Raw genomic sequence first — 11,321 nt, forward strand, 5'->3', positions numbered from 1 at the left:
TGATCTAATTCATTAAATGGGATAGGTTGACGGCCCTTAAATGTGTTCCAAACTACTGTAATAATGCAATCGTCGTTACAAATCGGCTTCAAAGCATTTTTTGACTCTCTCTTTTCTTTTTAAGATTATTAAATTTATGGTAATATTGGTTTATCATTTATATTAAAGCAATTTCATAAATTATAATATAAAATAATAAGCTATGAGAGGAGTTTGGCCATGAACAATAATGGACAATTCGATGGCGAATATAAAGAAGTGGACCCAGAAAATGGTTCGCCAAATAATTCAGGAGGCCCGCGTGGTCCCAAATTATGGAAAGTTGTTTTGATTGCGTTGATCGCTGGGGTGATCGGCGGCGGTGTAGTCGTAGGCGGGTACAGTTGGTACCAAAACCAGCAAGATGAGCAGTTGAATTCGGACAATTCCAAGGCTAAAACTAAAACAAGTAATGTAAAAGTTAACGTTTCGTCAGACGCTGAAGGTGCTTTTAATAAGATCAAAGGCGCAGTGGTTTCAGTTGAGGCCTATTCTAAAGATGATCGGTCTAGCTCGATCGCAGGTATGTACGGTCAATCTGGTGATGACTCATCTGGTTCACAAGAAGAACAAGCTAGTGAAGGTTCTGGTGTGATCTACAAAAAATCAGGCGACACAGCTTACGTAGTCACAAATAACCACGTGATCTCTGGTGCTGACAGAGTTGAAACCTTAATGAGCGATGGTCATAAACTTGAGACAGAAGTTGTTGGCCATGATGCAGTTAGTGACCTGGCTGTTTTAAAAATCGATGCTAAATATGTGAAGCAAGTGGCCTCATTCGGTGATTCTGATAAGATCAGTGTGGGGGAGACCGCTTTAGCCATTGGTTCACCACTAGGTTCTGATTATGCTACATCACTTACACAAGGGATCATTTCGGCTAAGAAACGAACGATCGATGTAACAAATAGTTCCGGTGTTGCAACTGGACAAGCAACTGTTATTCAAACGGATGCAGCGATCAATCCGGGTAACTCTGGTGGTCCATTGATCAATATCGGCGGTCAGGTGATCGGGATCAATTCGATGAAACTTTCTAGTGCAGGTTCATCGGAAGCGTCAGTTGAAGGAATGGGCTTTGCTATTCCAAGTAATGAAGTTGTTGAAATCGTCAACCAGTTAGCAGAAAACGGTAAAGTTAGTCGGCCGGCATTAGGGATCTCCTTACTTGATTTAGATTATATTTCAGCTTCGGATCGGCAAAAGACTTTGAAATTACCAGACAGTGTTACAAGTGGGATCGTGGTCATGAAAGTTAACTCTGATTCACCACTGAAAGATGCAGGGGTCAAGAAATATGATGTGATCACTGGGCTAGGTGATAAGAAGGTTAAAGATATTGTGAGTCTGCGTGAGGCGCTGTATGAGCATAAGATCGGTGATAAAGTCAAAGTGAAGTACTATCACGATGGCAAAGAAAAATCGACTAATGTGAAGTTGAGTTTGGAAGCGAATGATTCGAATACGTCAGCTGCATCGAATGAAAGATAGTGAGTGGCTCGAGCAGTTTAGACAGAGATAACTCTACTAAGAAATAAAGCTCAAAAATACTACATCAAACTCGTTTTATGTAAATTCATAAAACGAGTTTTTTCTTTTTGTTTGTGGTTTTTTAGCTGGTGAATAAGCGTTTGTTTTCAAAAGTATATTTTGGACCAATTATAATGTATCCGCTATATTTAATTGACTTATCAACAATTCAGATAATATACCTGTTAATAACTTTTGTAATTATGGGAAAAAAATGTAAAAATTAAGTATGGGTTTACACAAAAAAGATGAAAAATATGTGCACATGTTATCCACAGGCTTGGGGATAGATGTTGATAACTCGTGATTTTTAAATTTTTATAAAGCGTTAATATTGCTTTAAAACAATGCATTTTATAAATTTTTAGAAAAAATATAATTTATTATTATCTGTTAATAACTGTGGATAAGTTGAAAAAATGGAAAACAATAAATATAGTGACGAAAATAAGTTCGTACCAAGATATTGTGATTAACCTTGTGGATACTGTGGATAACTTTGTGGATAAAATGTTATTAGGATGTGATTTAGTGTGAATATTAAGATAATAGGTGTGGGTAAGTTAAAAGAAAAATATCTGAAACAAGGGATTGCGGAATACTCTAAACGCCTTAGCAAGTTCTGTAAGTTCCAAGTTGTTGAGGTTCCAGATGAAAAAGCTCCTGAAAAGTTAAGTGAAGCAGAAATGGAAGGCGTGAAAGAACGTGAAGGAGAGCGGATCTTGGCTAAAATTAAAGAACGTGAGTATGTTTTTGCTTTAGCTATCGAAGGTAAGGAGCGGGACTCGGAACAGTTTGCTAAAGAAATTGATTCGCTGGCAACTTATGGGCATAGTGACATTACATTTGTGATCGGAGGTTCTTTGGGGTTAAGTCCGGCTGTAATGAAACGCTCGAACGCACAGATCTCATTTGGCAAGTTTACATTGCCACATCAATTGATGCGACTAGTTTTAACGGAACAAGTTTATCGCGCATATATGATCAATTCTGGTAGTCCGTACCATAAGTAAAATATGTTGTTCGTAGAACTGCCATTGAGATAGTATAATAATTGTGTATTTTATTTTTATAAAAGGAGAGGAAAGTATGTCTTGGGTACATTTGGTTTTCGGAATTATTTTATTGCTCGCAGTAATTATGGGCTTAGCTGGCTCAGCTGATAAAGCGAAGATCTGGGCAATGGTAGCACGGGTCTGTTATTTAGTTTTGATCATTAGCGGGATCATGATGACCAGTTATGCCTGGAGCGAAAAACCCGTTCTAACGGTCGTCAAAATTGTGGTTGCAATTTTGGTGATCGGCCTGATCGAAATGGCATTTGGCAAGAAAACTAAGGGTCAGTTTTCTAAAGGCATCATGTGGTCAGTAATTGCGATGTGTTTAGTTGTTGGAGGATTAGGCTTCTGGTTAAGTGGTGGCTATCCAATAATTTAGAGTGGAAAAATGAGTTAATAAGATCTTAGTTGATCATGTTAGCTCATTTTTTGTTTACCAAATGGATTTTTTATTGTTTGGCAATTTTTAGTAGTTAGTCTGTTAAAAATAATAAATATTTATCTTAAAAGTGGGTAAATATTGTTTCCTACAGTATGGTGAGTGGGGGAATAGTGCAATGGCATCAAAGCGGTAGGAGTACTTGTTTAGAGACTTGGAGTTTGAGATATCCGAGTTACAATAGTGCGCAAAGTTAAGTTGACTGTGTCTTTAATGGTTTTGGTGAGATTTGTGATTACCTTTATTAAGTGTTGAAAAAAACAAGTACCAACAAATGGTCAGGATAAATGACTTGTTTGTTGGTGCTTGTTTTTTTATTTGATCTTTGCTGGAACAATCACTTTTTTGCTTTTGATTTTTTCTCTTTTTAGTATTTTGAGTATTAGTTCTGCTGAAATGCCTCCCATTAAAAATGGATTTTGATTAATCAGTTTTGCTTTCGGACTAATGGTTCGAGCAATACTAGTATCAGCAAATCCTGTTGTAGTTATTTTATTATTTTGAAAGTAGCCCTTTGAAAGCAAAGGTGGAATGAATTCCAAAAACCAACGTTCTTTTAATGCGAAAATTAATGTTTTTTTACCATTTTTATTCAGTAAGTTTTCTATTTGTTTTAAAATCATTTTCCTATTATATGTTTCTTCAGATATTTCAATAATGTCAGTATCTTGTATGGTGGACCTGATGCCCAAGTAACGTTCACGTCTGGTTGACACAGAATCAATTTTTGAAGTTAACACGATTACGTGTTCATAACCTTCTTTTTTAAAAGATAATGTAGCTTTTCTAGCACTTTGGTAATTGTCAGTGAGCACTTGTGGCCATCGAGTTGTGTCTAGGTTGCGGTCTACGATTACCATTGGTATTTCAAAATGTATTTCAGAATTGATATTTTCCATTGAACTACTAGTAGGTTGAAAAATAATACCATCAAAATTATAAGAAGTGATAGTTTTAATAATACCTTTTTCTTTTTCTGAGCTAGCATTACTGTCAAATAACACAGCTATATAACCATTGGCCTCTAAAAATGAACTGATACCCTTAAAAAGTTCAGTTGAAAAATAGTCATCGATATTAGCCACTATTACGGCAATCATTTTACTAGAATGAGTTACCATTTGCCGTGCGGCGGCACTAGGAGTGTAATTTAATTTTTCTATTGCATCACTTATTCGTGCAGCAGTTTTAGTCGACATTTTATTTAAGTCGCCATTTAAGAAGCGAGAAATTGTTGTTGTTGACACTCCTGCTAATTGGGCTACATCTTTCATATTAGTTCTTTTTTTTCTTGATTCGACCATATTGGCCTCCACTAAATTGTTTTATTGTACGCTAATTATAGATTATATTCAGAAAATTGTAAAAACAGTTTTCTCTAGTAGTTTGCAAACAATAAAACACAGAATTATAAAAACATTGTGTTAAAGAGTAGGTAACCGTTACACCCTATATTTAAAAAATAAAATACAAACGCTAATATAGCCTAATTTAAATTAAAAAAACTCTTGTTTTTATTTGGTTAAACGTTTAACATAAAATAGTGTAGGGGAGATTGTTAAATAATAAACTAAGGAGATGGATTTATGGGAGACAGAACTTTTATCGATCCAGAGAAATTTGCTTTTGAATTTGCCTCTAGTAACACAAAATGTGGTGATTTTAATGATCAGGAGCTTGTTAATAAATCTAAGAATTTCTTGATGAGCTATTTGACTGCATATTATTTAGTTGAAAAGTTCAATGATATTGAGGGAAAAACTTTTAAAGATCAAGCACAGACTAACTTTTCAGATTTAACATTTGAACAATTAAAGGATAAAGTAAGAAACTTAAATAAATATTAATAGGAGGGGCTTTATTATGACAGTTATTTTGAACACATGGATTTTCGAAGACGATGTAAAAAAAGGGACTAGTCAAGTTGAATTAGTAAATCGGGTGAAAAAATTGGGAGCCGATGGTATTGAAGTTAGACGTGAATATTTTACAGATTTAGAACAAGAATTAGCCGGAGTTGGTGCTAAAGCGAAAGATGCTGGGTTAATTGTTAATTACAGTGTGCCGGATGTGGTTTTTGAAGAAAATGGAGAACTCAATCCTAAATTGAACCAGTATTTTACTGAAGGTAAAAAAATGGGGATATCCAAAATTAAATTTAATACTGGTTACTTTAAGAACTTTACTGGTGATTTGAAAGCTGAGTTCGATAAATTACCTTTGGATGAAATCGAAATGAATGTTGAAAATGATCAAACTCCTGTTAGTGGTACTGTTAAAGCAATCGATACTTTCTTGTCTTCAATTCATCTTGCGGGTTTTACAAGCATCGGATATGTCTATGATCTTGGTAATTGGGCTTTCACCCACGGAGATGCTATTGCTAGTGCCGATGCTTTGTCGAAATTTACAAATTATATACATTTGAAAAATACCATAGATAATAATGGTGATTTAAGTACTTCTGAGGACTTAGACATTGGTGTTTTTGATTGGCGCGATATTTTGACCCACTTACCAAAAAATGTGCAATTTGCGTTAGAATATCCCATGAGTTCTGACGAGTTAGTTAAACAACAAATCCAGCTTTTGAAAAAAGAGATAGGTGGTTAGTTAATGAATTCTACAGTTATTTCGATCTTATTATTGATTACATTTGCAATTTTTATTGCTTATATTTTAAAGGGCGGGAATCTTGTAATTGGCTTCTTCGTAATGGCCATTTTGTGGTCAGTTATTGGTATGGTGCCTTTTAATACTGCAGTTCAAAAAGTATTTGCCGAACCGGCATTAAATTACGGACCTACAATTATTTATATTGTTTTTGGGTCATGGTTTGGACGTGTTCTAGTTGATAGTGGAATTGCACCAGCAATATCTGAAGCAACAAATAAGGTTGGTAAGAAAAAGCCTTTGTTGGCTGCAATTTTAGTTATTATTGTAACTGCATTTATCTTCGTAAGTGCTTATGGTGTAGGCTCTGTTATTGCAATTGGAGTAATTTTACTACCTATTCTTTTGTCGGTTGGTGTCCCTCGTGACATTGCTTTGATTGCCTTTTCATTGGCCATTGGTGCTCCGATGTATGTTAACGTTGTATTGTATAATCAAATTAAGGCTTTCTTTCCAAATGCAGTTTATGATGCATCATATTTGAAATTTGGTTGGACAGCGGCTCTTGTTCAGTTAGTAGTTGTTATTTTGTTTTTAATTATTATGAGAAAGAAATTCGATCCTTCTAAAGCAGAGGAAAATTTACAAACAATTGGTGCTAGTTTCGGTGATGTGGATTCTGATCAAAAGAAGGTTCCCTACATTGCTTATATAGTGCCAGTTGTCCCTGTTGCGATGAACATGATATTTGGATGGGATGCAATACCTTCCTTAGTATTATCCATTATTATTGCTATGTTGTTGACTGGTAATATGAAAGGTTACAAGAAGACAGTTGATTTTATCAATAATACTGTTTCGCAAGCAATTAGTGACATTTCCGGGTTAATTATTTTCTTGATGGCATTAATTATGTTTAGCGGTGCAGCAACTTTGAATGCTAAGCACTTTGAACCATTATTTAATGCGATTTTACCACATAGTCACTTAGTTTTAGCACTTGCCCTTGGTGTACTAGCACCATTAGCCTTGTTCCGTGGACCATTACACGTTTGGGGCGCTGGTGCAGCTACAGCCGCGGTTTTATCTGGGACAGGACTGTTCACTGATGCTTTCTTACTACCATTACTTTATGTACCAACTTTGATGGCTGTTTCTACTGATATTACACAATCTTGGAATGTTTGGGGCTTGGACTACATGAAAGTTCAATCAAAGGATTTTCTAAAATATGGTGTTCCGGTAATGTGGGCCGTGTCGATTATTAACGAATTACTTGTATATGCATTCTTTGGCTGATATAAATAAAAAATGAATAGGAGATATAAATAATGAGTGAATTTATTACAATTGGTGAACCCTTAGTTACATTTGCTTCAAAAGATCCTGATGTTTCATTAGTTGATGCCATGAATTTCCATAAAATTATGGGTGGAGCAGAATTAAACGTGGCAATTGGAGTGACCCGTTTAGGACATAGTTCGGAATACATCTCGCAGGTTGGAGCTGATCCTTTTGGTGATTTTGTTAAGAAAACTATCTTAGGTCATAAGGTAGGAACTTCTTATATTTCAGAAAATAAGGAGCATTTTACAGGACACCAGTTAAAACAGTTAGTAACTAAAGGAGATCCAGCAACATTTAATTACCGTAAAGATTCTGCGGCATGTTATCTGCCAAAGGAAGTTATCGATCAGATTGATTTATCAGATGTTAAGATTGCCCATATGTCCGGTATTTTTCCAGCTATTTCTGATATTGCGGAAGATACTTTTCGGAGTTTATTCAAACGTTTGATTTCTCAAGGGATTTTAACAACTTTTGACCCAAACTTACGACCGCCATTATGGTCATCGAAAGAAAAAATGATTTCGACGATCAATGAATTAGCAGGTATGGCTGATATTGTTTTGCCAGGTGTTGAAGAAGGTAAAATCTTAATGGGATCAGATGATCCAGAGGAAATTGCTGATTTTTATTTGAAGGGTGAAAGAACTAAAAGAGTGATCGTTAAAGTTGGTCCAGCTGGAGCATTCGTTAAAACTAAGGATGGACAGAGTTACATGGTTGACGGTTTTAAGGTCAAACATGTTGTTGATACAGTGGGCGCTGGTGATGGTTTTGCTTTAGGTGTTATTACAGCTTTGCTTGAGGGCAAACCATTAAAAACTGCTGTTATGCGTGGTAATGCCGTTGGAGCATTACAAGTTCAAACGCCTGGGGATAATGATGGGTATCCAACACCAGAAGAATTAAAAGAATTCTATACTAAAGAAGGAGTATCCGAGGATTAATGAAATTACAAGCAGCAATCGACCGTGTTTCTTTAAAACAAGCAACTCAAATTGCTCATCAATTAGACGGTATTGTGGATATTATTGAATTAGGAACTTCTATTATTAAGGATTACGGTTTAGAAACGTTAAAGGCTCAAGATTTCAAATTAACAAAATCTGAATTATTACTTGATTTAAAGACTAACGATGAAGGAAAATATGAATTTGAGCGTGGATATCAAACGTCTGCTGATATTTTAACGGTTATGGGTGGCTCGGATGAGTCAACTATTCAGCAAACCTATGCTGTGGCGCAAGCTAAAAACAAAAAAATGTTAATTGATTTGATTGAAACAAGTGATAAAAAGATTAATCAACTCACAGATTATTACCAAAATGCGATTTTTGGTTTACACCATTCTAAGGATTCTACTGAGGCTTATGATGCGGTAGCTAGTATCGAACAGTTTGTAAAAAAACACCCAACGATCAAAAATATTGCGGTGGCTGGTGGTATTGACTTAGATCAGGCACAAAAAATTGCTCAGCAAGGCTTAGCCAATACAATTATTGTTGGAGGAAAAATTGTGGGTGCGACTGATCCTGTCAAAGCAGCCCAAAAATTCATGGAGGTAATAAAATGAGCTTAATTAATGAGGTAATTACAGAAGTTGACCATGTCATGACTATGGTGGATGAAAGACAACTTGAAAGAGCTGAAAAATTAATTGATAAGGACAAGCGTATCTTTATTTTAGGCGCTGGACGTTCAGGATTGATGGCTAAAGGTTTTGCAATGCGATTAATGCACATTGGTTACACAGTTTTTGTGATTGGTGAAACGATTACGCCTTCAATTCAAGCTGGGGATGTTTTAGTTTCAGTTTCTGGCTCTGGTAAAACGGGTAGTGTACTTGGTCCAAGTCAAAACGCTAAGAATAACGGCGTAAAAGTTATTGCCCTGACTAGTTCCGAAGAGTCACCGTTAGGTCAATTAGCTGATGCAACGGTTGTTGTACCTGGAGCTACAAAATCAGGAAGTGGTATCAAGTCGATTCAGCTTTTGAGTACTTTATTTGATCAAAGTGTTCATATTACTTTAGATGTTTTGTGCCTAATGTTAAGTCGTCGTGATAATGTTTCAAATGAATCTGCCAAGGCTACACATAGTAATATGGAATAATCTTAACGTTGAAGAATGAAAGGAAATGTCGCGATGCAAAAGGTAAATATTTTAAATAGTATTCAGCGTTCTGGAGTCGTGTCAGTTGTCCGTGGGAGTACCAAAAAAGAAGCTTATCAAACAGCACAAGCTTGTATTGATGGAGGAATCAAAGCTATAGAATTGACTTTTACCGCGCCTGCTGCTGATGATTTAATCAAAGAATTGAACCAGCAATATGTAAATGATCCTGAAGTTGTGATTGGTGCAGGAACAGTACTTGATGGAGTTACTGCACGGATTGCAATCATGGCAGGAGCTAAATTCGTGGTTAGTCCTTCGTTTGACAAAGAGACTGCCTTAATTTGCAATGAATATCAAATTCCATATCTACCAGGCTGTATGACAATTACAGAAATCCAAACCGCATTGAGGTATGGTGCAGATGTAGTTAAGGTTTTTCCTGGTAGTGTTGTTGGTAAAGGTTTTGTCAAAGCTGTTAAAGCACCACTGCCATACGTTAATATTATGCCAACTGGTGGGGTTAACTTAGAGAATATGCACGAGTGGTTTGAAGTTGGTGTAGTGGCTGTGGGTGCTGGAAGTGACCTGACTGGTGCCGCAAGTAATGGTGATTTTGAGGCAGTAAAAAAACGAGCACAAGAATATAGAAATGAATATCAACGCATTTTCCAAGCGAATTAAATAGTCTTTTCAAGCAATATACTTGTTACTTTAAATGTGGTTTTGTGAGACTTTGTCAATTAGTGTTGATAGCTCTTGGGGATTTGAACAAAAAATCTCTAGCTTGATAGAAAGGACATGAAATTTTCTGAATTCGAAAATTTCATGTCCTTTCTTTGTTATGTGTTTTATTTATTTTAAAACAATAATTTAGTTGCTTAAATCTCGCCATTTTGGATAAGTTCATTGTCGTTAACATTAATCTTCTTTCGTTTGAAATTACTTGCTGTCTTCGAACGTGAACTCGATGAAACGCAAAAGCACCTTTCATATTTCCGAAAACTGACTCAACAGCCTTTTTTCTTTGTTACTCTTTAGGCGGTCTAACTAGCTGATCTAGTTCAGTCGTTAGGTCGGCTTTATAGGTTTTGAACTTGCGCTTAAAACCATATTTATCATATCGGATACTATAATTTTTAAAGTGAAAGAGACATCTGATGACCAATATAAAAATCTTTTCTGCGCTATAATCTCATTTTTCAATTCGGTGTGATTATTTTTAAATTTCCGCTTTGCTTCTTTTAGTAATCCGATACGGAATTGAAGGTGTTTTACTTAGATCATCTATGGTCGCATTATAATTTCTTTCGCTGCCATATTCTATCCAGAATCAGCTACGATATATAAATCACTTTTTCTGATTTATCTTTATTTCTTTTTTTAGCTGCGTATAAAAAAGATACATTTTCTTGATTAGGGGTTGCCTTTAATTGTATAAGTGTGTGTAATTTTGTCCTCTAAAGATCCTTGATTCATGGACTGGGACAAAACTAATAATTCTGACGATAAATACAGAAACTGCCTCATAATGAGATGAAAGAGTCCCACTATGAGGCAGTTTTTATTTTTTTCTTAGCGTTAATTTTGTTCCAAACCCGGATTATCTAGCCTTTCTGTTTTGAGACTGGCTACTTATAGAATAGCTGGACTAGAGACTCTGTGCTTTATAAAAATGAAAAAACAGCTAAAGAAATAAAAAAACTATTTCTTCAGTCCGTTCTCTTTATCAAGACTAGTTTGAATCTAGCCTTAGCTAATAATTATTATCCAGAATATCTCCAATCAGGGTCCATAATGATCCGAGCTAGTATTAGACCTAAAGGCAAGAACAAGACGATCATAGCGGCGTTGATGAACCATTGCGCACCGCTGGCGATCATACCGATCCCAACGTAGTACATAGCCCGGTACATGTATAATCCGGGGACCATGATCACGATCGAAGGAACAGTCAGCGAGATTCGTGGGTAGGCCATTCGTTTATGTACAAATGACGCAAGTAAACCCGCAGTTAGTGCCCCTAGAAAAGCAGCCGCTGCTGGTGGCATTGAAGTTAGATCAGCTAATTCTAGTCGCAATGTATTTGCGAACGCACCTATCACTCCGGCTGTGGCAGCCATTTTCTTTGGGCTATTGAACATAATAGAGAAGCCGAAAACCCCGCAAAAACTGGCAGG

Annotated in this window: 12 protein-coding genes; 10 read left to right on the plus strand and 2 right to left on the minus strand. The window is 36.0% G+C overall.

What is annotated here, in order from left to right; all coding sequences use genetic code 11:
- The first annotated feature begins 219 nt into the window (after window positions 1-219).
- The 3 genes from LACPOB_RS0106155 to LACPOB_RS0106165 all read left to right on the plus strand — a co-directional run bounded on the left by LACPOB_RS0106155 (window position 220) and on the right by LACPOB_RS0106165 (window position 3,009).
- Window positions 220-1,533 carry a S1C family serine protease gene (locus tag LACPOB_RS0106155; protein ID WP_017867955.1) on the plus strand — a complete coding sequence of 438 codons (1,314 nt, stop codon included), beginning with the start codon at window positions 220-222 and terminating at the stop codon, window positions 1,531-1,533.
- 572 nt (window positions 1,534-2,105) lie between these two features.
- A complete protein-coding gene (rlmH, locus tag LACPOB_RS0106160) occupies window positions 2,106-2,585 on the plus strand; it encodes a 23S rRNA (pseudouridine(1915)-N(3))-methyltransferase RlmH (RefSeq protein ID WP_017867956.1) in 480 nt (159 codons plus the stop codon).
- A 76-nt stretch (window positions 2,586-2,661) separates the two neighbouring features.
- The gene (locus LACPOB_RS0106165; protein WP_017867957.1) at window positions 2,662-3,009 is read left to right on the plus strand and encodes a DUF1516 family protein; all 348 of its coding nucleotides are present in this window, start codon (window positions 2,662-2,664) and stop codon (window positions 3,007-3,009) included.
- Between the two features lie 374 nt (window positions 3,010-3,383).
- Here the strand turns inward: LACPOB_RS0106165 and LACPOB_RS0106170 are convergent, their stop codons facing one another.
- The gene (locus tag LACPOB_RS0106170; RefSeq protein ID WP_017867958.1) at window positions 3,384-4,373 is read right to left on the minus strand and encodes a LacI family DNA-binding transcriptional regulator; all 990 of its coding nucleotides are present in this window, start codon (window positions 4,371-4,373) and stop codon (window positions 3,384-3,386) included.
- A gap of 282 nt (window positions 4,374-4,655) precedes the next feature.
- On the opposite strand from LACPOB_RS0106170, the gene LACPOB_RS0106175 reads away from it, so the two are divergent.
- From LACPOB_RS0106175 to LACPOB_RS0106205, 7 genes are read left to right on the plus strand one after another with little or no spacing between them, the layout of a single operon-like run.
- The gene (locus LACPOB_RS0106175; RefSeq protein WP_017867959.1) at window positions 4,656-4,916 is read left to right on the plus strand and encodes a hypothetical protein; all 261 of its coding nucleotides are present in this window, start codon (window positions 4,656-4,658) and stop codon (window positions 4,914-4,916) included.
- A gap of 16 nt (window positions 4,917-4,932) precedes the next feature.
- On the plus strand, window positions 4,933-5,682 hold the full coding sequence (locus LACPOB_RS0106180; RefSeq protein ID WP_017867960.1) for a sugar phosphate isomerase/epimerase family protein: 750 nt from the start codon (window positions 4,933-4,935) through the stop codon (window positions 5,680-5,682).
- A gap of 3 nt (window positions 5,683-5,685) precedes the next feature.
- Window positions 5,686-6,981 carry a hypothetical protein gene (locus LACPOB_RS0106185; RefSeq protein WP_017867961.1) on the plus strand — a complete coding sequence of 432 codons (1,296 nt, stop codon included), beginning with the start codon at window positions 5,686-5,688 and terminating at the stop codon, window positions 6,979-6,981.
- 32 nt (window positions 6,982-7,013) lie between these two features.
- On the plus strand, window positions 7,014-7,976 hold the full coding sequence (locus LACPOB_RS0106190) for a sugar kinase (RefSeq protein ID WP_017867962.1): 963 nt from the start codon (window positions 7,014-7,016) through the stop codon (window positions 7,974-7,976).
- Window positions 7,976-8,602: an orotidine 5'-phosphate decarboxylase / HUMPS family protein gene (locus tag LACPOB_RS0106195; protein ID WP_017867963.1), complete on the plus strand. Its 627-nt coding sequence runs from the start codon at window positions 7,976-7,978 to the stop codon at window positions 8,600-8,602. Before LACPOB_RS0106190 ends, LACPOB_RS0106195 begins: the two co-directional genes overlap by 1 nt.
- Window positions 8,599-9,141 (plus strand): 6-phospho-3-hexuloisomerase, encoded by a 543-nt coding sequence (hxlB, locus tag LACPOB_RS0106200; RefSeq protein ID WP_017867964.1) that lies wholly within the window; start codon window positions 8,599-8,601, stop codon window positions 9,139-9,141. Before LACPOB_RS0106195 ends, hxlB begins: the two co-directional genes overlap by 4 nt.
- Window positions 9,142-9,174: 33 nt before the next feature.
- Window positions 9,175-9,825, plus strand: a complete 651-nt coding sequence (locus LACPOB_RS0106205) for a bifunctional 4-hydroxy-2-oxoglutarate aldolase/2-dehydro-3-deoxy-phosphogluconate aldolase (protein WP_017867965.1) — start codon at window positions 9,175-9,177, stop codon at window positions 9,823-9,825.
- Window positions 9,826-10,907: 1,082 nt separating this feature from the next.
- Here LACPOB_RS0106205 and LACPOB_RS13050 read toward each other — a convergent pair.
- On the minus strand, window positions 10,908-11,321 hold a 414-nt coding region (locus LACPOB_RS13050; protein WP_040532900.1), incomplete at its 5' end, for a threonine/serine exporter family protein.

It is taken from the genome of Ligilactobacillus pobuzihii E100301 = KCTC 13174 (genome assembly GCF_000349725.1).
In the GTDB taxonomy this organism is placed as follows: domain Bacteria; phylum Bacillota; class Bacilli; order Lactobacillales; family Lactobacillaceae; genus Ligilactobacillus; species Ligilactobacillus pobuzihii.